The following is a 21798-nucleotide window of genomic DNA, read 5'->3' as shown; positions in this document are numbered from 1 at the left end:
GTTCCTCAGAGGGGGCCTGATCAGCTTAATAGGATCCAGATCCCACCAGTTGTGAATTCCCGGCTGCGATAGCGTCCCGCATTAGCCAGCAACGCTTATAGGAACCGGTCGAGTATCTTCCTGCTACCCTTGTCGATGGCAAACATGTCGCGAATGAGGAAGTGGATCCCGTGGCTGTCCGCGATCAGCAGCGAATACGCACCCAGCCGGCGGATGTCTTCCTCGCCCTTCAGCACGAATTCCGTGTCGCCGCGGTCCGTGGCGACGGTCCACGTGCACGGCGTCGCGAAGCTGGAGACGGCCTTGATCGACCGGATTTCCGGCATGAATTCGCGGCCGTCCAGTTCTTCCGTGACGAGTGCGCGGATGTCGGCGGGCATCGTCTCGAGATCGTCGATCCAGCCGACTTCCTTGCCGCCGTCGCGCACGAGCGAGATGCCCTTCGACGGCGCCTGCACGGGGAACGAGCGCACGGGCGCGACGCCGACGAATTCCTCGCCCTCGGCATTCGTCAGTACCAGCTTGCCGAACGCATCCCGGCGTAAATGAAATGTCGTCATCGTTCAGTCGTCCTTGCTGCCGTCGTCGTCCGGATCCTGGTCGACGTTGCGCGCCTGCGCCTCGTACAGGCGGTAGTACGCGCCTTCGCGCGCCATCAGTTCGTCATGGTTGCCCTCTTCCACCACCTGGCCGCGGTCCAGCACGACGAGGCGGTCGGCCCGGTGCAACGTGGACAGGCGGTGCGCGATGGCGATCGTCGTGCGGCCCTGCACGAGGTTGTCGAGCGCCTTCTGGATTTCTTTTTCCGTCTCCGAGTCGACGGACGACGTGGCCTCGTCGAGGATCAGGATCGGCGGGTCGATGAGGAGTGCCCGCGCGATCGAGATGCGCTGGCGCTCGCCGCCGGACAGGCCCTGGCCGCGCTCGCCGACCATCGAATCGTAGCCCTGCGGCAGGCGCAGGATGAATTCGTGGGCGTGCGCGGCGCGGGCGGCGGCGATGATCTCTTCGCGCGTTGCGTCCGGCTTGCCGTACGCGATGTTCTCCGCGATGGTGCCGAAGAACAGGAACGGCTCCTGCAGCACGAGGCCGATGTGGCGGCGGTAGTCGGCGACGGCGAAGCTGCGGATGTCGCGGCCGTCCAGCAGGATCGCGCCTTCCGCAACGTCGTAGAAGCGGCAGATCAGGTTCACCAGCGTACTCTTGCCGGAGCCCGAGTGGCCCACGAGGCCCACCATTTCGCCGGCCTTGATGTTCAGCGAGATGCCGCGGTTGACGGCGCGGTTGCCGTAGCGGAAACCCACTTCGCGCAGCGCGATATTGCCCTCGACCTTGTCCAGCTTCATGGGGTTGACGGGGTCCGGCACGCTCGACACGTGGTCGAGGATGTCGAAGATGCGCTTGGCGGCCGAGGCCGACTTCTGCGTGACGGACACGATGCGGCTCATCGAATCGAGGCGGACGTAGAACCGGCCGCTGTATGCGATGAACGCGGACAGCACGCCCACGGTGATCTCCTGCTGGCTGACCTGCCAGATGCCGAAGCACCAGATGACGAGCAGGCCCAGCTCCGTCAGCAGAGACACGGTCGGCGAGAACAGCGACCACACCTTGTTCAATTTGTCGTTGACGGCGAGGTTGTGCTGATTGGCTTCGCGGAAGCGCGACGCCTCGCGGTGCTCCTGCGCGAACGCTTTCACGACGCGGATGCCGGGAATCGTGTCGGCCAGCACGTTCGTCACTTCGCCCCACACACGGTCGATCTTCTCGAAGCCCGTGCGCAGCTTGTCGCGCACGACGTGGATCATCCACGCGATGAACGGCAGCGGCACGAGGGTGATCAAGGCGAGCTTGGCGTTGATGCTGAACAGGATCGCGCCTGTCATGATGATCATGAGGACGTCGGACAGGAAGTCCAGCAGGTGTAGCGACAGGAACACGCAGATGCGGTCCGATCCGCTGCCGATGCGGCTCATCAGGTCACCCGTGCGCTTGCCGCCGAAGAATTCCAGCGACAATCTCAGCAGGTGTTCGTAGGTTTCGGAACGCATGTCGGCGCCCATGCGCTCCGACACGAGGGCCAGGATGTACGTGCGGCCCCAGCCCAGTGCCCACGCGAGCATCGCCGAGGCGAACAGGCCGCCCATGTACTGGTAGACGAGGCGCGTATCGATGTGCTTGCCGTTCTGGTACGGGATCAGCACGTTGTCCATCAGCGGCATCGTCAGGTACGGCGGAATCATGTGTGCGCCGGTACTTGCCAACATGAGCAAGAATCCGAGCAGCAATTGCCCCTTGTACGGCCGCGCGAAGCGCCACAGCCGCAGCAAGGTCCACGTCGACGGCGGGGTGTGCAGCACCTTCGTGCAGATGGGGCACTCTTCCTGGTCCGGTTCGAGCGGCGCCTTGCAGCTGGGGCAGGTATGCTGCTCGGGCGGTTGCACGGCGATGCCGCTGACGTGGCTTTCGACCTGGTCCTGGAACTGGTCGACGACGCGGATGGCTTGCAGGTTCTGGCCCAGGGTGAAGCGCCAGGCGGCCAGCAGGCCGTTCGCATCGACGAGTTCGAGGTGGCCGACGCCCGAATGGTCGTAGTGGCGCATTGTCAAACCGGCACGATACGGCCAGTCGCGCCACATCGTGTCGCCGGGTGCGCGGGTGAGCAGGCGATAATTCGTGACGACGAGGATACCCTTGGTGAAGCGTAATTTCGCATCGAGGTCAACCTCGACGCTGTTTAAAACGTTTTCCCCTGGCGCAAGCTTTTTCGCGACGTCCGCCTGCCAGTGCTCAGGCAGGAAACCGGCAGTCAATGCCGGCGGAACGGAGTGAACAAGTTGTTGAGTTGTCATGTGATGCCGCCGGTGAAGGCGAAGTTGGTGCCAAAGGCTGGCAGATCTGTACGATGGAACGTTGCGGACGGTAATGCCGTTGACACGCACGCGGACTGAAAGGCAGCGTACAGGCGTGTACGGTATTCTATCGGAGGGACCAGACTGGCAGAAATCGGTACGGCACGGTAAGCTTCGTTCCGGCAAGTATACAACATGTGCATTGTGGAAAGAGAGGAAGCGTCGCCGCGATCCGGCGACCGCTTTGACCAACGATGTGCAAACATAGGCAACGCCACGCGATGAGAGAGCGGTCATCGCGTGGCTGGATATTTTCATGACATATAAGAAAGACATTGCAATTCTTCGTGTGGCCCACCTCCGTGGCCCGAACATCTGGACCTACCGCCCTGTCATCGAAACATGGCTCGACCTCGGCGAACTCGAAGAATGTCCTTCGAACAAACTCCCCGGCCTGTATGAACGCCTGACCGCCTGGCTGCCGGGACTGATCGAACACCGCTGCGGCGTCGGCGAACGGGGCGGCTTCCTGGAGCGCCTGCGTGATGGCACGTGGGCCGGCCACATCCTCGAACACGTCGTCCTCGAATTGCAGAACCTGGCCGGCATGAAGACCGGCTTCGGCAAAACCCGCTCCACCGCGGACCGCGGCATCTACAAGATGGCCTTCCGCACGCGCCACGGGACCGTCGGCCGTGCCGCCCTGGAGGCTGGCCATGCGCTGCTGATGGCCGCCATCAACGACACCCCGTTCGACCTGCAGGCCAAGGTCGCGGAACTGACGGAACTCGTCGACCGCTACTGCCTCGGTCCGTCCACGGGCCACATCGTCGACGCGGCCACCGACCGCCGCATCCCGTCGATCCGTCTGACGGAAGGCAACCTCGTGCAACTGGGCCACGGCGCCGCGCAGCGCCGCATCTGGACAGCCGAGACGGACCGCACGAGCGCGATCGGCGAATCCATCGCCAGCGACAAGGACCTGACGAAGACCCTGCTCGCTTCCTGCGGCGTGCCGGTGCCCGAGGGTTCGATCGCGCGCAGCGCGGAAGCCGCGTGGGAAGAAGCGCAGGACATCGGCCTGCCCGTCGCCGTGAAACCCGTCGATGGCAACCACGGCCGCGGCGTATCGCTGAACCTGATGTCGGAAGCGGACGTGCACGCCGCCTACGCCATCGCGGCCGAGGAAGGCGATTCCAGCGCCGTGCTCGTCGAGCGCTTCATTCCCGGCAACGAACACCGCCTGCTCGTCGTGGGCTCGAAAGTCGTCGCGGCCGCCAAGGGCGAATCGCTGTGGGTCGTCGGCGACGGCACCTCCACCGTCACGCAGCTGTGCGACAGCCAGATCAACATCGACCCGCGCCGCGGCGACTCGGAAGAATTCCCGCTCGGCCTCGTCACGCCGCACGACAGCGAGATCCAGCTGGACCTGAAACGCCAGGGCCTCACGCCCGATTCGGTCCCGCAAGCGGGCCAGAAAGTGCTGATCCAGCTGAACGGCAACGTCGCGGACGACGTGACGGACGACGTCCATCCGGACGTCGCGTACATGGCCGGCCTGGCCGCGCGCGTCGTCGGCCTGGACATCGCCGGCATCGACCTCGTGTGCGAAGACATCTCGCGTCCGCTCGAGGAACAGCGCGGCGCCATCATCGAAGTCAATTCCAGCCCCGGCCTGCTCGCCCACATCAAGCCGGCGAAGGGTCAGCCGCGCGACGTCGGCAAGGCCATCGTCGAGCACCTGTTCGCGGAAGGCGAGACGGGCCGCATTCCCCTCGTGGGCGTTACCGGCAGCACGGACGCCGCGCTCGCGGCGCGCCTCGTCGGCACCGTGCTGAACCTGGCCGGCAAGCACGTGGGCGTGGCGAACCGCGACGGGCTGTTCCTCGACGGCCGCCGCGTGACGGCGCAGGACGGCACGCGCTTCGACGCGGGCCAGCGCCTGCTGATCAACCGCACCGTGCAGGCCGCCGTGTTCGAATCGAACGCGCGCACGATCCTGTCGGAAGGCCTGCCGTACGACCGCTGCCAGGTCGGCATCGTGACCGACATGGGCAATGTCGCCGACGTGGCCGACCTGTACGTGCGCGACGACGACGCGCTGTACAACGTCGTGCGCAGCCAGGTGGACGTCGTGCTGTCCGACGGTGCGGCCGTGCTGAACGCCGGCGACGCCCGCGTGACGGCGCTGGCCGACCTGTGCGACGGCGCCGTGCTGTTCTACGCGCAGGACGAAGCCAACGCCACCCTGCAGGCGCACCGCGCCGCGGGCGGGCGCGTCGCGTTCGTGCGCGACGGGCACATCGTGCTGGCCCAGGGCGGCGAAGAGATGCCGCTGCTGGGCATGAACAAGGTCAAGCCCGCCACCGCCGCGCAACCGGACGCCCTGCTCGCGGCCGCGCTTGCCGGATGGGCGCTGGACGTGCCGACGGACCTGATCTGCGCCGGCCTGCGCACCTTCGACGCGGCCGCCAAACAAGGCAAGGCTCAATAACGATACGTGCCCGGCACGACCGGGCCCGCGCGCCGGCGGCCATGAGCGCCGGCGCCGCAAGACCCTAAAGGAAAGATCTATGGAAGTCACTCGCGTACGGGCCCTGCGCGGTCCCAACCTCTGGAGCCACCACACGTCGATCGAGGCGATCGTCGCCTGCACGCCGGAGGAGGAATCGATCGGCACCCTGACCGGTTTCGAAGCGCGCCTGCGCGCCCTGTTCCCCGACATCGGGCCACTGCAGCCGACCGGCCATGACGACACGATCCCGCTCGCGCACGTGCTGGAAGTCGCCGCGCTCGCCCTGCAGGCGCAGGCCGGCTGCCCCGTCACGTTCAGCCGCACGACGGCCACCTTGGAGCGCGGCATCTACCAGGTCGTCGTCGAATACAGCGAGGAAGACGTGGGCCGCCTGGCCATGACCCTGGCCGAGCAGCTGTGCACCGCGGCCCGCAACGATGAGCCGTTCGACCTCGACGCCGCGCTGAAGCAGCTGCGCGACCTCGACGAGGACGTGCGCCTCGGCCCGTCGACCGGGTCGATCGTGCACGCCGCCGTCGCGCGCGGTATTCCGTACCGCCGCCTGACCGAGGGCAGCCTCGTGCAGTTCGGCTGGGGCAGCCGCCAGCGCCGCATCCAGGCCGCCGAGATCGACGCCACGGGCGCCATCGCGGAATCGATCGCGCAGGACAAGGAACTGACGAAGACCTTGCTGAACGCGGCCGGCGTGCCCGTGCCGCTGGGCCGGGCCGTGAGCGATCCGGATGACGCCTGGGCCGCCGCGCAGGAGATCGGCCTGCCGGTCGTCATCAAGCCGAAGGACGGCAACCAGGGCAAGGGCGTGACCGTGAACGTCACGACGCGCGAACAGCTGGACGCGGGCTTTGCCGCCGCGTCCGAATTCCGCGACGACATCATGGTCGAAAAATACCTGCCGGGCCACGACTTCCGCCTGCTCGTCGTCGGCAACAAGCTCGTCGCCGCCGCGCGCCGCGACCCGCCGCACGTCGTGGGCGACGGCACGCACACGGTGCGCCAGCTCGTCGAGATCGTCAACAAGGACCCGCGCCGCGGCGACGGCCACGCGACGTCGCTGACGAAGATCCGCTTCGACGACATCGCCCTCGGCTCGCTGGTCAAGCAGGGCTACGACGCGGAATCCGTGCCGCCGAAAGGCCGGCGCGTCACCCTGCGCAACAACGCGAACCTGTCGACGGGCGGCTCCGCGACGGACGTCACGGACGACGTCCATCCGGAGGTGGCCGCGCGCGCGATCGCGGCCGCGCACATGGTCGGCCTCGACATCTGCGGCGTCGACCTCGTGTGCGACAGCGTGCTGAAACCCATCGAGGAACAAGGCGGCGGCATGGTCGAAGTGAACGCGGCGCCGGGCCTGCGCATGCACATCTCCCCGTCGTTCGGCAAGGGCCGCGCCGTGGGCGAAGCCATCATGGACACGCTGTACGCGCCGGGCGACGACGGCCGCATTCCCGTCGTCGCCGTGACCGGCACGAACGGAAAGACGACGACCGTGCGCCTGATCGCCCACCTGCTCACGAGCTCCGGCCTGCGCACGGGCATGACGAACACGGACGGCGTGTACATCCAGGGCCGCCGCATCGACAGCGGCGACTGCAGCGGCCCGCGCAGCGCGCGCAACGTGCTGCTGCACCCGGACGTCGACGCGGCCGTGTTCGAGACGGCGCGCGGCGGCATGCTGCGCGAAGGCCTCGCGTTCGACCGCTGCCAGGTCGGCGTCGTGACCAATATCGGGGCCGGCGACCACCTGGGCCTGAACTACATCACGACCTTGGAAGACCTCGCCGTACTGAAGCGCGTGATCATCCAGAACGTGGCGCCGACCGGCATGGCCGTGCTGAACGCGGCCGACCCGATCGTGGCCGCCATGGCCGAGAACACGAAGGGCGACGTCACCTACTTCGCCGCGGACAGCTCGCTGCCCGTCATGCAGAAGCACCGCGCGCAGGGCCGCCGCATCGTCTACGTCGACCGCGGCCACCTCGTCGCGGCGCAGGGCAAGAAGGAAGAGCGCGTGCCGCTCGCCGACGTACCCATCACCCGCGGCGGCGTGGTCGGCTTCCAGGTCGAGAACGTGATGGCGTCCGTGGCGGCGGCATGGGCCGTCGGCATCTCGTGGGATGCGATCCGCCTGGGCCTCAAGACCTTCGTCGGCGAAAGCGATAACGCGCCCGGCCGCTTCAACGTATTCGACTACCGCGGCGCGACCGTGATCGCCGACTACGGCCACAACCCGGACGCGATCCAGGCCCTCGTGGGCGCCGTCGAATCGATGCCGGCCAAGCGCCGCTCGGTCGTCATCTCCGGCGCCGGCGACCGCCGCGACGACGACATCCGCGACCAGACCCGCATCCTCGGCAAAGCGTTCGACGACGTGCTGCTGTACGAAGACCAGTGCCAGCGCGGCCGCTCGGAAGGCGAAGTCGTCGCGCTGCTGCGCGAGGGCCTCGCGGGCGCGCCGCGCACGACGTTCGTCGACGAGATCAAGGGCGAGTTCGTCGCCATCGACAAGGCGCTGGCACGCCTGCAGCCGGGCGACCTGTCGCTGATCCTCATCGACCAGGTCGACGAGGCACTGGCGCACATCACCAAACGGGTGCAGGAAGGCTGACCGGTCGTTCTCCGCATTCGGAACGGGCGCAGCGTGCGCCCGTTCCGCTTTTATTGGTGCTGCTCAGAAACCCCGGCCGTCGTTCGCCGACAATGTCCGGTGGACCCGCGCACGCTACGTTAGCCAACGAACGTGCCCGGGACGGCAACTGTCATACCATGGGCGACGTGGGCATGCTTCCTGTCGGTGGTGTGATCACGCCATTCTAGCCAGCGGTGCAACCATGACGATCGATAAGGACACGCCACCTCACCCCGCCCCTGCCGGCGAGCCGCCACCGGACATGCCGTTCCGGCGCCTGCTCTACCGCTTCCTGTTCTTCGACTGGCTGTTCCGCGACGTCAGCGCCGCGCGCAACCGCTTCGAACGGCACGCCGCGCACCAGCACAACCGCAAGATGAGCCGCTACCTGCCCGTCTACCTGCGGCGCTGGTCGTTCCTGACCGCGTTCGATTTCGCGCTCGGCGTCCTGTTCGAGAAAGTGCTGCAGGCCGGGCTGCTGTCCGCCTGGTGCTTCACGTGGTCGTGCGTGACGTTCACGGGAATGGTCGTCATCACGGTCGCGTGGCTCATCCTGAATCATGCGCGCCTGTCGTGACCGCCTTGCTGTTTGACGCCCAGTAAGTTGCCGTAGCGCAATTGCGCGACGATGGAGGTCCGCACCCACAGGAGGCCGCCATGACTTATCGCTGGATCGACGACAAGGGCTTGTTGAAAAAAATGCTGGGCGAACGGCGCACGGACCGCTGGACGGCCGACAACGTGCAGGATGCGCTGCGCGCCCGCGGCGTGCACGCGGCCGCGCGCGCGATGGAATACCGACGCGTCCAACTCGACACGGCGTTGCGCATCCTCGCCGTGCCCGGCAGGCGCCGCCGTGGCCTGCTGCCTTGAAGAGCCACTGCGCATCGAGGGCGAACCCAATAAAACGGTTCGCCCTTTATTCATCGTGATAGTAGTTGACAACGCTCAGGCCAGAAAATACGATCGACTCAAGAAATGGAGTCGGGAGTTCCCATGGTCTACTTACTTACCTTCGCGGCGCTCGTGATCGTCGCCCGCATCGCCGGGCCCATTCGCGCCCACAAGGATCACGACCGGGAGCTGCGCCAGGCGGAGTACGAGCATCGTACCGCCGTGTATGGCGATCCTGACAAACGGTGATGCCTCCGCAGGCAAGTCAATAAAGACCCGTCCGCCTCACTCTATTTCGCCAACCCGCTCTCGACCGCATACCGCACGAGATCCGCGTTGCTGCTGAAATTCATCTTCAGCATCAGCCGCGCCTTGTGCGTGCTGACGGTCTTGCTGCTGAGGCCGAGGTCGGCGGCGATCTCGTTGACGGTCTTGCCCGACGCCAGCAAGGCCAGCACGTGGAACTCACGCGCGGACAACTTGTCGTGCGCCGCCTCGAGCTGCCCGTCGCCGGCGTCGAACACCAACTGGTCCACGAGCGTCGGATCGATGAACTTGCCGCCCGACGCCGTCTTGCGGATGGCCGCGACCAGCACTTCGGGCTCCGTATCCTTGGTCAGGTAGCCGGCGGCGCCCGCCTTGAACGCCCCCCGTGCCACCTGCACTTCGTTGTGCATGGTGAGCACGAGGATGGGAAGATCCGCATCGAGCGAGCGGATGCGGGCAATCAGGTCGATGCCGCTCGGGCCGGGCATGTTCATGTCCAGCAGGACCAGGTCGAAACGGTCCCGGACCAATGCGTCCAGCACCTGCTGGCCATTGTTCGCTTCGCCCGCGACCTCGACGTCGTCGACTTGCGCCAGCAATTGCTTCAGCCCGCCGATGACGATCGCGTGATCGTCCGCTATCAATATCCGGATCATCCCTTCCTCGCCAAGCCGTGCATGGTCGACTCCTCCGCCGGCGCTAGGCCGGCAAATGCCTCAGCGCGACCGGCCTCGCCCCTTTGGCCTTGGTGCGCGCAGGCGCCGTCGCCGCCGGCCGCCCGTCCAGCTTGAACACGCTGACGATGTCCGCCAGCTTGTGCGCCTGGTCCTGCATCGAGTCGGACGCGGCCGCCGCCTCTTCCACCAGCGCGGCGTTCTGCTGGGTGGTCTGCTCCATCTGCGCGACCGCCTGCGTCACTTGTTCGATGCCGGCGCTCTGCTCCTGGCTGGCCGTGCTGATCTCGCCCACGATGTCGGTGACGCGCCGGATGCTGTCGACGACCTCGGTCATCGTCGCGCCCGCCTGTCCGACGAGGAGGCTGCCGGCATCGACCTTGTCGACCGAATCGTTGATCAGCGTCTTGATGTCCTTGGCGGCGACCGCGCTGCGCTGCGCCAGGTTGCGCACCTCCGTCGCCACCACGGCAAACCCCGCGCCGTTCGCGCCGGCGCGCGCCGCTTCCACGGCCGCGTTCAGCGCGAGAATATTGGTCTGGAACGCGATGCCGTCGATGACGCCGATGATGTCGACGATCTTGCGCGCCGACTCGTTGATGGAACTCATCGTGCCGACCACTTCCTCCACCACGTTGCCGCCCTGCCGCGCGACGTCGGATGCGGTTACGGCCAGCCGGCTGGCCCGCAGCGCGTTGTCGGCGTTTTGCCGCACCGTCGACGTCAGTTCCTCCATCGCCGACGCCGTCTCTTCCAGCGAGCTCGCCTGCTCTTCCGTGCGCGACGACAGGTCGGCGTTGCCGCTGGCGATCTGCTGCGATGCCGACGCGATCGTGTCGGTGCCGCCCCTGACTTCCCTGACGATGTTCACGAGGCTCGCGTTCATGTCTTTCAACGCCCGCAGCAACTGGCCCGTTTCGTCGAGACTCGTTACGTCGATCCGGCTGGTGAGATCGCCGCCGGCAACGGTCTGCGCGACCTGTACCGCTTCCTTCAAGGGACGCACGATGCCACGTGTGATCACGTACGCGAAACCGCCGCCGACCAGGAAGGCCAGCACCGCCAGTGCCGTCAACAGGGTGCGGGCCCGCTGATATGCCTCGTTCGCGTTCGCCGCGCTGTGTTCGCTCTGCATATTCGCGTGTTCGACGAGCCTGGCCAAGTCCTTTGTCCACTTGAACTGAAGCGGGCGCAGTTCCTTGATCAGGACGTCGGTGGCCTCCTTCTGCTTGTTCTGCTGCGCGACGTCGATTGCCTTGGCAATGACAGGCCGGGCTGCGATGTCGTCGTCCCGGATGGTGATCAGGATGGGGCCGACGGTCGCCGCCAGCTCAGGCTGGCTTGCGAGCAGCTTCCCAAGCTTGTCGGCCGCGTCGGCAGACGCGAGCTCCTGGCGCCGGATGCGCTGCAGCTCGGACTGCTTTTCGTCGAGCGTTTCCATCAGGGCCAGGTTACGCAGTGCGATCATCCTGTCGTCGACCGTCATGCGCATGTCACGTGCCAACGCCGACACGGTATTGTCGACCGTGACGATCTGCTCCAGACGCGCGTGCATCTGCCCCATGCGATCGATGCCGAGCCACGCGATCGCGGCCAGCAGGACCAGGACGATGGCATAGCCGATGCCCATCCGCACGCCGATTTTCAGGTTTTTCATGTGAGTCTCCAATGTTGCAGGTACTACTTCGCCGCCGCACCGTCAGGATGCCGGCGACACCGTTTGTTTATTCAAGAAATTTTCGAAGTCGGCAACCGGCATCGGCCTGCCGAACAGATACCCTTGCGCGGCGCGACAGCCGCGCTGCTTCAGATAAGCGGCCTGCTGGGCGGTTTCCACCCCTTCGGCCACCGATCCCAGGTTCAACGCCGCAGCGATCGACAGCATGGCCTTGACGAGTTCGGTCTTCTCGGGCTGGCCCTCGAGGCCGTCGACGAACGTACGATCGATCTTGAGGTGGCTGACGGGAAAACGGTGGAGGTAGCTCAGCGCCGAATAGCCTGTTCCGAAATCGTCAATCGAAATGGACGCGCCCATCGCGTCCAGCGCGGCCAGCATAGCCACGGTCCGCTCGCTGTCTTCCAGCAGCAGGTTCTCGGTGATTTCCAGGTCCAGCCACGCCGGCTTGCAGCCGGTGTCCGCGAGAATGCGGGCCACCGTGTCGACCAGTTCGTTACGCACGAATTGGCGCGGCGACAGGTTCACGGCAATCTTGAGAGGCCTGCTGCGCCGCGCGTTCCACCGCACGACGGCCTCGCACGCAACGGACAGCACCCACTCGCCGATCTCCACGATCAATCCGGATTCCTCGGCAATCGGGATGAAGTCGTCCGGCTCGATCAGCCCGAGGCCAGGACGGCGCCAGCGTAGCAACGCCTCGGCCCCGATCAGCAGACCCGTCTGCAGGTCGATCTGCGGTTGGTAATACACCTCCAGCTCGCCGTTTTTCAGGGCCTTGCGCAGCGCCAGTTCCTTGTCCATCCGTTCGAGCGAACGCGCGGTGAACTCGCGCGCATAAAACTGGAAATTGTTGCGCCCCGCGCGCTTGCCGTGGTACATCGCGGCATCGGCGAACTTGAGCAGCGACTCGACTTCGCCCCCATCGACGGGAAACAGGGCGATGCCGATGCTGCCGGTGACGAATAATTCGCGGCCGTCGATCAGGAACGGTTCCGCCAGGAACCGGAGCATCTTGTCGGCGACTGCCGCCGCGTCGTCCACGCCGCGCACGTCCGGCAGCAGGATCGCGAATTCGTCGCCGCCGAGCCGGGCCACCGTATCGAGCGTGCGGACGCAATCCTGGACGCGCTTCGCCACCGCGCACAGCAAGCGGTCGCCCATCGTGTGTCCGAGGCTGTCGTTGACGTTCTTGAAGTGGTCCAGGTCGAGCAGCAGCAGGGCGAACTCGTGGCCGTGATACTGGGCATCGGCGATGGCCTGGGAGATCCGGTCGCCCAACAGCAGGCGGTTGGGCAGCGCGGTCAGGGGATCGTAGAAGGCCTGGAGATGCACCTGCCTGCGGTAGCGGCCCAGTTCCGTCACGTCGCGTCCGACCGCCAGCACGTGCGTGATCCGGCCCGCACCATCGAACTGGGGACTCACGCGCACCAGGTCGCAGACCTCCTCGCCCGCCACGTGCCAGCGCATGTCGACCTCGCGCACGTCGCCGCGCTCGAGCACGTCGCGCAAGACCTGCATGAACATCGACGCCCTGGGCCCTCCCGGCGATTCCGCGGGCGTTTTCCCCAACACCTCCGCCGCATCGCCGCCCAGCGCCGCGATCAACCGCGCGTTCGCGTAGACGCGGCGGCACCCCGCATCGTAGTGCGCAACGTTGACGGGCGCATGTTCGACGAGTTCGCGCAACTCCGCCGAACATTGCAGCAATTCGTCCTCCAGTTCGTGTTGCGGCGCCAGGTCGCGGCCGAACACCATCAGGCCGAGCAAGGTGCCGTCGGCGGCCGCTTCCGGGACGATGCGCAGCCGCGCCGCCGCACGCCCGCCCGCGGCGCCGATGAAGTCGAGTTCGGCGGGCTCGCCGGACGCGGCCGCCTGATCGAGCGCGCGTTGGTAGCGCGCCACGGCGGTCGACCCCGGCGCGACCTCGCCGATACGCCGGCCCGGCACGGCCTCCGCACAACCGATGAGCCGGGTCCAGGCCGGGTTGGCGTACACGATGCGGGTCGCGGGATCGTGGCGGGCCACCGCGTCCGGCAACTGCTCGACCAGAGCACGCATCTCGTCTTCGCGCGTGCGCATCGGGCGTGCGTGCGTGCGTGCGCCGGGTTCGCGTGCCGTCCCGTCCAGGCATGCCACGGCAACCGCCTCCGCTGCGCGATCGTCCTGTTCGCCTGGTAGTGAGTCCTGCTGCGTCATTTCATCCCTCGTTCGATCCATGAAGAACCAGCCAGGGCATATCTTGCTACGCGCAACAACGGGCTGCCATCAGGCAATCTTGATTCTTGGGTCAGGCGGGGGTAAATACAGGGGTAGGGATCGCCCTACAGGACGCAATCAGTCGGGCTGGGCTTGCGCCTCGTGCGCGGACGGGGCGCCGAGCGGTACGCGGACCACCACGGTCGTTCCCCTGCCCCGCGCACTGTCGATATCGATCGCGCCGCCGACCATCAGCACCCGCTCCCGCATGCCGACGAGGCCCAGCGACGACTTGCCGACCTGGCCGGGGTCGAAGCCCACGCCGTCGTCCTGCACGGTCACCTGGCAATACGCATCGTCGCTGTCCAGGGTCACCGTCACGTCGCTGGCCTCGGCGTGGCGCGCCACGTTGGTCAGCGACTCCTGCACGATGCGGAAGATGGCCGTCTGGCTGTCGTCGTCCAGGACGATGTTGTCCTCCACGACGAGCAACGTGGCCGCGCTGCCGGCATGCCGGCGGAACTCGTCGACCAGCCACTCCAGCGCCGGCTGGATGCCCATGTCGAGCGCGGCGGGGCGCAACGACGCGGCCACGTTGCGGACGACCTGGATATTCCGGTCGACGAGTTGCGTCATGCTTTTCGCGTGTTCCGTCAGCGCCGGGTTGTCCTGGCCGAACCGCACGCGCAACAGCGACACGCTCATGCGCAACGCCGTCAGGAACTGGCCGAGTTCGTCGTGCAGTTCGCGCGCGATGTGCTTGCGCTCTTCCTCGCGCGCCGTGTGCTGGCGCGCGGCGAGTTCGCGCAGATTCTGCTCGGCCTCTTGCAGCGCCGTGACATTCCGCGCAAGCCGCTCCTCGGCCTGCCGCCGTTCCTCGATCTCGAGCCGCAGGCAACGATTGGCTTCGCTCAGTTCCGCCGTCCGTTCCGCAACCCGGCATTCGAGCTCGTCGTGCGAGCGCTGGAGCTCGGCATTCTTGTCTTCCAGCTGTTTTTGCAGCCAGCGCAGCCGCATGTGCGTGTCGATCCGTGCCAGCACTTCCGCCAGTTGCAACGGCTTGGTCACGTAATCGATGCCGCCGGCCGCGAACCCCATCAGCTTGTGCTCGACCTCGACGAGCGCCGTCATGAAGACGACGGGAATGTCGCACGTCGCGCTCTGCTGCTTCAGGCGCCGGCAGACGTCGAAACCGTCCGTGTCGGGCAGCATCACGTCGAGCAGGATCAGGTCCGGCAACGCGAGCGCCGCCCGCTCCAGCGCCTCTTCGCCTTCCTGCGCGACCAGCACCCGGTAGCCGCAGTCGACGAGGAAGTCGGCGAGGATCTGCAGGTTCGCGACCGTATCGTCGACGACCAGGATCAGGCCGTCGCGCGCGCGCAAGGTCAGGCCCGCGTCATTCGACGAGGCCATGCTGGACACCGTAGCGCACCAATTCCGCGTTGGAGCTGAAGTTCATTTTCTGCATCAGGCGTGCCTTGTGCGTGCTGACGGTCTTGTTGCTGATCGCGAGCTCGTCGGCAATATCGTTGACGCTCTTGCCGTGCGCCAGCAGCCTGAAGATGTGGAATTCGCGGTCGGACAGGAGCTCGTGGGCCGGCTGCGTATCGGACTCCGCTTTTCCGAATACCATCTCGTCGACCAGGAGCGGGTCGATGAAGCGGTGGCCCGCCGCCGTCTTGCGGATCGCCGCGAGGAGGACTTCCGGCTCGTTGTCCTTCGTGACATAACCATTGGCGCCCGAGGCGAAAGCCCGCCTGACGGCCTGGGCCTCGTTGAGCATGCTGAGGACGAGGATCGGCACCGTGATGTCGTGGCGGCGGATGCGCGAAATGAGATCGACGCCGCTGATGCCGGGCATGCCCATGTCCAGCAGGATGAGGTCGAACTGCTCGGCGCGCAGCGCTTGCAGCACCTGGGCGCCGTTGATGGCTTCCGCCGTCACTTCGATATCGCCTGCGATCTGCAACAACTGCTTCACGCCGCTTCGGACGATCGCATGATCGTCGGCCAACAGAACTCGAATCATCGATTCTCTCCGGAGTCGTAGGGATTGTAGTTCAAATTGATGAATTTGCGAACAACCCCTTGCGGCACCGCATCGATTCTCGACCGGGAAACCACATTGATTGCCGAACCCGTCTCGACCGATCCAATCCGTCACGGACGCGCTCCCGCAAATGAAACGATGTATTCGTTTATTCGCTTTCCGAGCAAAAACCGCATTGCGGGCCGGGTGCCGGCATGGGTTCCCGATCGCTGCATCGTGACCGATGACATGGATAATTCCTTAAATGCATCTATCTATGCCGCATCGGAATAGTTGGCAATGATGACCTACATAGAATGAATTCGTCGATTTCCGACGAGTTCAATATAGGGATCCGCATGTCAACCACCCGCCATCGAATCGAGAAGGACCTTCTCGGCGAACGTGCTGTTCAAAGCGATGCCTACTATGGCGTCCACACCCTGCGCGCAATGGAGAACTTCCCCATCAGCGGCATCCGCATTGGCCAATACCCCGCGCTGGTCAAGGCGCTTGCCGCCGTGAAGCTGGCAGCGGCCGACGCGAACCACAAGCTGGGCTTGCTGGACGACGACATCGCGTTCGCGATTATCGCGGCGTGTAAAGAGATCGGTGAAGGAAGACTGCACGACCAGTTTGTCGTCGACGTAATCCAAGGCGGCGCCGGCACGTCGACCAACATGAATGCGAACGAGGTGATCGCCAACCGCGCACTGGAGTTGATGGGATACCGGCGCGGCGCGTACGAGTTCCTGCACCCCAACGAACACGTCAATCTCGGCCAAAGCACGAATGACGTGTACCCGACAGCCCTTCGACTGGCAGCCTTTGCCCAAGTACAGGACCTGCTCGATGCGATCGACACGCTCCGTTCGTCGTTTTCGGCCCGCGCCGCTGAATTTACCGATGTGGTCAAAATGGGACGGACGCAGTTGCAGGACGCGGTGCCGATGACCTTGGGGCAGGAATTCGGCACCTTCGCCGCGATGCTCGCGGAAGACAAGGCATCGCTCATCGAGGCGGCCTCCAAATTACGCGAGATCAGCCTGGGCGGAACGGCGATCGGCACCGGCATCAACTGCCACCCCGACTATGCGCGCCTCGCCTGCGCCGCGTTGTCCGACGTGACCGGCGTGGCGTTGACGACGGCCCCTGACCTGATCGCCGCGACGCAGGATGTCGGCGTCTTCGTGCAGCTGTCCGGCAGCCTCAAGCGCTTTGCACTGCGACTCTCCAAGATCTGCAATGACCTGCGGCTGCTGTCGAGCGGCCCGCGCTGCGGTTTCGGCGAAATCAACTTGCCGCCCATGCAGGCCGGCTCCAGCATCATGCCCGGCAAGGTGAACCCGGTGATTCCCGAAACCGTCAACCAGATCGCGTTTGCCGTACTCGGCAACGACGTCACGATCAGTTTTGCCGCCGAAGGCGGTCAGCTCCAGCTGAACGCCTTCGAACCGATCATTGCTCACGCGCTGCACAACAGTATTTCCCAGCTTGCGGCCGGCTGCCGTGTTCTCGCCACGCGCTGCGTCGACGGCATTACCGCCAATGCCGATCAACTGCAGGCGAACCTGGACAACTCGATAGGCCTGGTGACCGCGCTGAACCCCTACATCGGGTATGAAGCCGCCACTCGACTGGCCCGCGACGCCCTCGTCACCGGCCGCAGCATCCGCCAATTGGTACTCGACAGCGAGCTCCTGACCTCAGCCGAACTCGACCAGGCGCTCCATCCGGCGAGCCTGACCCGCCCACGATCCGTAGCAACCGCTTAATCCAACCACTCACAGGAGACATCATGAACAACAGTGCGCGCATGCGTCTGTCCGCCGGCCTCGTAGTACTCAGCACAGCCTTCCCATCCGTCCACGCCCAGACGAACATCTCCGTCTACGGTGTCGCGGATGCCGGCCTCGTGCTCGAGCGAGGCACGCCAACCGGGAATGCCACGAACATCAGCAGTGGCGTTTCGGCGGGAAACCGTCTCGGCATCAAAGGCAAGGAAGACCTCGGGGACGGAAACGCCGCCATTTTCCTGCTTGAAAATGGCTACAACATCGACACCGGAACCGCCGGGCAAGGCGGACTGCTGTTTGGTCGCCAGGCGTACGTCGGGCTCTCCGGTGCGGCGGGTACGCTCACAGCCGGCCGCCAATATTCGCCGTATTACAAAGTCATGCGTGACGTCGCAGACCCGTTCGGCATTGGCTTTGCAGGCAATTCGCTCAATATCATGGCCGGGAACACGCGCGTCAACAATATGGTGGAATACCAGAGTCCACGGGTTGGCGACTGGTCGGCGGATATCGGGTATGGCGCGGGCGAGATCGCCGGTGACTCGAGCCTTGGCAGCACGATCAGCACCGCACTCGCCTATACGCACGGCATCGTCAGCCTGTATGCCGTGGAACACCGGCGCGAACAAACCACCATGAAAGACCATACCAGCAATTCGCTGTTCGTCGCGAAGGTCAACCTGGATACGGTGGCGGTCAGCGTGGCGCATGCGCAAAATCTCGGCTTTGGCGCGGCCCGCAGCAATGACAGTCTGCTCGGCGTTACCGTTCCTTTCGGACGGCATAAATTGCTCGGTTCAGTGATCGTTCACCATGACCGCGTTCCTGTCTCGGGTACGGCGCAGCAGTACGGCATCGCCTATGTGTACAGCTTGTCGAAGCGCACCGAGCTGTACGCTGCATACGCGCACATCAATAACCACAGCGCCACAAAGTTCACTGTCGGGAACGGCACGGATGTCGGGTCGGGTAACACTGCTACCAACCTTGGCATTCGACATAATTTCTAAAGCGGCGTGACACGCCCTCGACCGCATCGTCGCGAGCGGTCGAGGGCCACCCAAACCAGGTCGACGACCTGCAGAGCTTCCTCCCCCCTCTTCCGTAGCGCCCTCGGTTGCGCGCAATCCGAGCGCCGCATCGATTCCCCCTGATGATACCGATGGCGACACTGCCCTGCAGGGCACTCGCCTGCTGAAGTCTCTCCCGTGTAAGCCATCCGATCGGACGGGTACCGTACCCCGCGTGCGGGCCGCAATGAACACCTTCATGCTGGACAAGCGGGCACCGCCAGGCATTGGTGCAGTCGGCGTCGGAACCATTCGTATGCGGCGACGTCCACGCCGGCACCGGGCCGTCCGATCACGTGCGCGCGGCTACGAGCGGGAAGCAAGGCTCGAGGATTGTCTGAACGGGGATATGGTGAGGCTGGCGAAGCTCGACATCGATAAGCGACGTATCGCTGTCAGGCTCGGAGGGAAAGAGAACCAAAGCGCCGGTGTCGCGCATGCGCGATGCCGGCGCTCTCTTGCTTATCTGGATTCGGCGGCCTGAGACACTTCCGACGACCCATATGAATGACCGGATTTCGGCGCCTGCACGGACCCCGGCGCGTTGGCAGGTACCACTGCGCCCTCCCACTTTCCGACCACCGCGGTAGCGATACCGTTGCCGAGCACATTGGTGCCGGTACGGGCCATGTCCATGATCTGATCGATCCCCATGATCAGGAGGATGCCAGCCTCGGGCAGTCCAAACATGGGCAATACCGCTGCCACGACGACGAGGGAACCGCGCGGGACGCCCGCCATCCCTTTGCTACTGATCATCAAGACCAGGAGCATCGTCAACTGTTGGGAGAACGGCATGTCGATCCCATACGCCTGCGCCACGAACAGCGCGGCGAATGCCTGATACATCATCGATCCGTCCAGATTGAACGAGTAACCCAGTGGCAGGACAAGGCTCGTTATCTTATTGCTGACGCCGAATTTTTCCAGCTGTTCCATCAGCTTGGGATAGGCCGACTCGCTGCTGGCAGTCGAAAAGCCGAGCAGGAAGGGCTGGCGCAGCAATTTGATGAGGGTGAATACCTTCGGCCCCAGGAACAGGAAACCGGCTGCGATCAAGACCACCCACAGCGTGGCCAAGGCCAGGAAGAAACTGCCGAGCAGCTTGCCATACGTGCCCAATACGTCCAATCCCTGGACCGTAATGGCGGAGGCCAGCGCAGCAAACACCGCGAACGGAGCCACGCGCATGACATACCCGGTCAACGTCAGCATGATTTGCGCTAACTCCTCGGTAAACTTCACGACCGTGGTCGCACCGCCTGGCTTGGCCGCGGTCGCCGCGCAACCGAAAAACAGGGAGAACACCAGGATCTGAAGAATCTGATTGCCTGCCATTGCCTCGAAAATGCTTTTCGGTACGAGGTGTGTCACAAACTCCTGGACGGTGAAACTTGCGGTGGCCAGCTTTGTTGCCGAATCTGCTGCGGGAAGCGCCAAGCCGAGCGACTTGCCGGGTTCGAGCAAGTTCGAGAAGAACAGTCCCAACGACAGCGAGATCAGCGAAGCGGAAACAAACCACCCGAATGCCTTGAAACCCACGCGGCCCAGGGCCTTGCCGTCATCCATGCCTGCGATGCCGGATACCAGCGTCGCAAACACCAGCGGGGCAATGATCATCTTGATCAGACGTAGAAAGACGTCCGTCACAATGTTGAAATACCCTGCAATCTGCTTTGCTTCGGCGGGCAATGCCCCGGTGTGGATGGCTGCCCCGGCAGCCACACCCAGCATCATCCCCACCATAATCCAAGTTGTTAAACCGATGCGTCTCATCTTCTTCTCCTTCAGCCGTTTCCCTATTAATCAATGTCCCCAACGAGCGAGCCGATATCGGTGACACGAATGGCCGCAGGGTAATCGAGTGTAGGTGGACGAGACAGGGCGTTCATGCGAGTTCGGTATGGAGCTATTCGCAATCGGCATAAGCGTAAAGATCATCGCGCATGCCGCTACAGTTCGTGCGTTCCCGTTATTGCCGTTCAAGCCGATCCGGGTCTGCCGCGCATGGAGAAATGGAAAAGACATCCAGAGCGTCACGGGCGTTGGCGCCCAGGTCGCCGACTATTCGGGAAATACCGGGGATCTGGCCTGCTCGACGACGATCGACGTCTCGGCAGACCGCGACGGCCTCGCCAGGGGCATGTTCAGGCTCTCTGCCGGAGCGTACGCCGACAACTTCGCGTCGTCATCGGTGACGGGGCCTTGGTCCTGGCCCAGCCCAGGGATGCCGGAGAGGTCTTCGGGCAGTTATGGGCGACAATTCGCTGAGCCAACGACGGTCGGGTTCAGCACGTTCTTGTTTCCGTATATTCGCGGCGGAGCCTGGGACCGTCAACAATGCCTACGAACCAGTTTTCGCACTGTGTCGAACGGCTGAAATTGTATAAATGCTTCAGTGAGGGAACGAAGCATGCAACCGGTTGACGAAATTCCGAGCGTGTGGCGTCGATGGGCACAGCTCCAATCGCGCTTATGCTTATAGATAACAACTGCATCGCCAACCCGGCATGCGGCTGGCGCAGCGCTTACGACGATTTCAAGAGAACCGCGCCCTTCCGCAAAGACAAATGGCACAGTCTTCCCGCTGTCCGCAGCCGGCTCGTGGTAGGTTGCCAGCAATTGCCTCTGCCGTCGCATGCAGTGGTTCGACAACGCCGGTTTTCTCTGCGACGCGGAGAGAGGCGCATGTCGCTGACCGGTGAAACAGCGCTGATCAACGGGTGGCGCGGATGCTTCCTCACAAATCCAGAAGAGACTTATCCTCACGACTATCCACGCTGTAACCGCCACGAACCGCTAGTAAGCCAAGCTCGAAACGCGACGCCACGCCAGTTTTTTTAAAGATAGCGCTTAAATGATCTCGAACAGTAAACGGACTAATTCCGAGCTCCCTCGCGATGCTCTTGTTCTGTTTTCCGTTCGCAAGAAGCCTTAAAATCTCGAGCTCCCTCTGCGTAAATGTATTGCTCATTCAAAAGTCTCTCGCTTTTTTCTTATATGAATCGGTTACCGTCAAGATCGACGGCATTGACGATTTTCTCATCCAACTGCAACGTAGCTGCGTACCGCTTACGCCATGCATACGCGAACGATAATATTTTGTCTAGTACAACCCTGTCAACGATACCGTTAAAAATAGGAAAACTCCTACACACCCAGTGATTTTTCGAGAGA

18 protein-coding genes are annotated in these 21798 nt (G+C 64.2%); 9 read left to right on the top strand and 9 right to left on the bottom strand.

Annotation, left to right across the window (positions count from 1 at the left end; translation table 11 throughout):
- Positions 1-95: 95 nt before the first annotated feature.
- Entirely contained in the window at positions 96-560 is a 465-nt protein-coding gene (locus tag NX784_RS18545) for a cyanophycin metabolism-associated DUF1854 family protein (RefSeq protein WP_258818179.1), read from the bottom strand.
- Between the two features lie 3 nt (positions 561-563).
- Positions 564-2852 carry a cyanophycin metabolism-associated ABC transporter gene (locus NX784_RS18540; RefSeq protein ID WP_258818178.1) on the bottom strand — a complete coding sequence of 763 codons (2289 nt, stop codon included), beginning with the start codon at positions 2850-2852 and terminating at the stop codon, positions 564-566.
- Positions 2853-3168: 316 nt separating this feature from the next.
- Here NX784_RS18540 and NX784_RS18535 point away from each other — a divergent pair, with 316 nt between their 5' ends.
- The 5 genes from NX784_RS18535 to NX784_RS18515 all read left to right on the top strand — a co-directional run bounded on the left by NX784_RS18535 (position 3169) and on the right by NX784_RS18515 (position 9160).
- Positions 3169-5346, top strand: a complete 2178-nt coding sequence (locus tag NX784_RS18535) for a cyanophycin synthetase (protein ID WP_258818177.1) — start codon at positions 3169-3171, stop codon at positions 5344-5346.
- A gap of 79 nt (positions 5347-5425) precedes the next feature.
- Entirely contained in the window at positions 5426-7996 is a 2571-nt protein-coding gene (gene cphA, locus NX784_RS18530) for a cyanophycin synthetase (RefSeq protein ID WP_258818176.1), read from the top strand.
- Between the two features lie 223 nt (positions 7997-8219).
- Positions 8220-8594, top strand: a complete 375-nt coding sequence (locus tag NX784_RS18525; protein ID WP_258818175.1) for a hypothetical protein — start codon at positions 8220-8222, stop codon at positions 8592-8594.
- An 80-nt stretch (positions 8595-8674) separates the two neighbouring features.
- Positions 8675-8890: a hypothetical protein gene (locus NX784_RS18520; protein ID WP_166861416.1), complete on the top strand. Its 216-nt coding sequence runs from the start codon at positions 8675-8677 to the stop codon at positions 8888-8890.
- A gap of 123 nt (positions 8891-9013) precedes the next feature.
- On the top strand, positions 9014-9160 hold the full coding sequence (locus NX784_RS18515) for a hypothetical protein (RefSeq protein WP_258818174.1): 147 nt from the start codon (positions 9014-9016) through the stop codon (positions 9158-9160).
- Between the two features lie 41 nt (positions 9161-9201).
- On the opposite strand, the gene NX784_RS18510 is transcribed toward NX784_RS18515, so the two are convergent.
- The 5 genes from NX784_RS18510 to NX784_RS18490 form a co-directional block, all read right to left on the bottom strand.
- Positions 9202-9834 carry a response regulator gene (locus NX784_RS18510; protein WP_258818173.1) on the bottom strand — a complete coding sequence of 211 codons (633 nt, stop codon included), beginning with the start codon at positions 9832-9834 and terminating at the stop codon, positions 9202-9204.
- A gap of 43 nt (positions 9835-9877) precedes the next feature.
- Complete coding sequence (locus tag NX784_RS18505) at positions 9878-11509, bottom strand: methyl-accepting chemotaxis protein (RefSeq protein ID WP_258818172.1); 1632 nt, start codon at positions 11507-11509, stop codon at positions 9878-9880.
- Positions 11510-11551: 42 nt separating this feature from the next.
- A complete protein-coding gene (locus tag NX784_RS18500) occupies positions 11552-13726 on the bottom strand; it encodes a putative bifunctional diguanylate cyclase/phosphodiesterase (RefSeq protein ID WP_258818171.1) in 2175 nt (724 codons plus the stop codon).
- A gap of 138 nt (positions 13727-13864) precedes the next feature.
- Positions 13865-15139, bottom strand: a complete 1275-nt coding sequence (locus tag NX784_RS18495; protein ID WP_258818170.1) for an ATP-binding response regulator — start codon at positions 15137-15139, stop codon at positions 13865-13867.
- The gene (locus NX784_RS18490) at positions 15123-15755 is read right to left on the bottom strand and encodes a response regulator (RefSeq protein WP_258818169.1); all 633 of its coding nucleotides are present in this window, start codon (positions 15753-15755) and stop codon (positions 15123-15125) included. The genes NX784_RS18495 and NX784_RS18490 overlap by 17 nt, the downstream gene beginning before the upstream one ends.
- 39 nt (positions 15756-15794) lie before the next feature.
- Here NX784_RS18490 and NX784_RS18485 point away from each other — a divergent pair, with 39 nt between their 5' ends.
- The 3 genes from NX784_RS18485 to NX784_RS18475 all read left to right on the top strand — a co-directional run bounded on the left by NX784_RS18485 (position 15795) and on the right by NX784_RS18475 (position 18561).
- Complete coding sequence (locus tag NX784_RS18485; protein ID WP_258818168.1) at positions 15795-16049, top strand: hypothetical protein; 255 nt, start codon at positions 15795-15797, stop codon at positions 16047-16049.
- Between the two features lie 65 nt (positions 16050-16114).
- A complete protein-coding gene (locus NX784_RS18480; protein ID WP_258818167.1) occupies positions 16115-17530 on the top strand; it encodes an aspartate ammonia-lyase in 1416 nt (471 codons plus the stop codon).
- Positions 17531-17553: 23 nt separating this feature from the next.
- Entirely contained in the window at positions 17554-18561 is a 1008-nt protein-coding gene (locus NX784_RS18475) for a porin (RefSeq protein WP_258818166.1), read from the top strand.
- Between the two features lie 522 nt (positions 18562-19083).
- Here the strand turns inward: NX784_RS18475 and NX784_RS18470 are convergent.
- A complete protein-coding gene (locus NX784_RS18470) occupies positions 19084-20397 on the bottom strand; it encodes a dicarboxylate/amino acid:cation symporter (protein ID WP_258818165.1) in 1314 nt (437 codons plus the stop codon).
- Between the two features lie 127 nt (positions 20398-20524).
- Here NX784_RS18470 and NX784_RS18465 point away from each other — a divergent pair, with 127 nt between their 5' ends.
- Positions 20525-21001, top strand: a complete 477-nt coding sequence (locus tag NX784_RS18465; protein WP_258818164.1) for a hypothetical protein — start codon at positions 20525-20527, stop codon at positions 20999-21001.
- Between the two features lie 360 nt (positions 21002-21361).
- On the opposite strand, the gene NX784_RS18460 is transcribed toward NX784_RS18465, so the two are convergent.
- The gene (locus NX784_RS18460; protein ID WP_258818163.1) at positions 21362-21595 is read right to left on the bottom strand and encodes a response regulator transcription factor; all 234 of its coding nucleotides are present in this window, start codon (positions 21593-21595) and stop codon (positions 21362-21364) included.
- Between the last annotated feature and the right edge of the window lie 203 nt (positions 21596-21798).

Source organism: Massilia pinisoli (assembly GCF_024753285.1).
Taxonomy (GTDB): domain Bacteria; phylum Pseudomonadota; class Gammaproteobacteria; order Burkholderiales; family Burkholderiaceae_D; genus Telluria; species Telluria pinisoli.
Note: the sequence above shows the minus strand (reverse complement) of the source record. Positions and strands in the feature narration are given on the sequence as shown.

Bases quoted from the DNA above. Each gene is read 5' to 3' on its own strand.
- NX784_RS18500 (WP_258818171.1), bottom strand. From the start codon at position 13,726: ATGACGCAGCAGGACTCACTACCAGGCGAACAGGACGATCGCGCAGCG.
- NX784_RS18495 (WP_258818170.1), bottom strand. From the start codon at position 15,139: ATGGCCTCGTCGAATGACGCGGGCCTGACCTTGCGCGCGCGCGACGGC.
- NX784_RS18480 (WP_258818167.1), top strand. From the start codon at position 16,115: ATGTCAACCACCCGCCATCGAATCGAGAAGGACCTTCTCGGCGAACGT.
- NX784_RS18490 (WP_258818169.1), bottom strand. From the start codon at position 15,755: ATGATTCGAGTTCTGTTGGCCGACGATCATGCGATCGTCCGAAGCGGC.
- NX784_RS18525 (WP_258818175.1), top strand. From the start codon at position 8,220: ATGACGATCGATAAGGACACGCCACCTCACCCCGCCCCTGCCGGCGAG.
- NX784_RS18540 (WP_258818178.1), bottom strand. From the start codon at position 2,852: ATGACAACTCAACAACTTGTTCACTCCGTTCCGCCGGCATTGACTGCC.
- NX784_RS18515 (WP_258818174.1), top strand. From the start codon at position 9,014: ATGGTCTACTTACTTACCTTCGCGGCGCTCGTGATCGTCGCCCGCATC.
- NX784_RS18475 (WP_258818166.1), top strand. From the start codon at position 17,554: ATGAACAACAGTGCGCGCATGCGTCTGTCCGCCGGCCTCGTAGTACTC.
- cphA (WP_258818176.1), top strand. From the start codon at position 5,426: ATGGAAGTCACTCGCGTACGGGCCCTGCGCGGTCCCAACCTCTGGAGC.
- NX784_RS18470 (WP_258818165.1), bottom strand. From the start codon at position 20,397: ATGAGACGCATCGGTTTAACAACTTGGATTATGGTGGGGATGATGCTG.
- NX784_RS18520 (WP_166861416.1), top strand. From the start codon at position 8,675: ATGACTTATCGCTGGATCGACGACAAGGGCTTGTTGAAAAAAATGCTG.
- NX784_RS18545 (WP_258818179.1), bottom strand. From the start codon at position 560: ATGACGACATTTCATTTACGCCGGGATGCGTTCGGCAAGCTGGTACTG.
- NX784_RS18485 (WP_258818168.1), top strand. From the start codon at position 15,795: ATGAATTTGCGAACAACCCCTTGCGGCACCGCATCGATTCTCGACCGG.
- NX784_RS18465 (WP_258818164.1), top strand. From the start codon at position 20,525: ATGGAGCTATTCGCAATCGGCATAAGCGTAAAGATCATCGCGCATGCC.
- NX784_RS18505 (WP_258818172.1), bottom strand. From the start codon at position 11,509: ATGAAAAACCTGAAAATCGGCGTGCGGATGGGCATCGGCTATGCCATC.
- NX784_RS18535 (WP_258818177.1), top strand. From the start codon at position 3,169: ATGACATATAAGAAAGACATTGCAATTCTTCGTGTGGCCCACCTCCGT.
- NX784_RS18510 (WP_258818173.1), bottom strand. From the start codon at position 9,834: ATGATCCGGATATTGATAGCGGACGATCACGCGATCGTCATCGGCGGG.
- NX784_RS18460 (WP_258818163.1), bottom strand. From the start codon at position 21,595: ATGAGCAATACATTTACGCAGAGGGAGCTCGAGATTTTAAGGCTTCTT.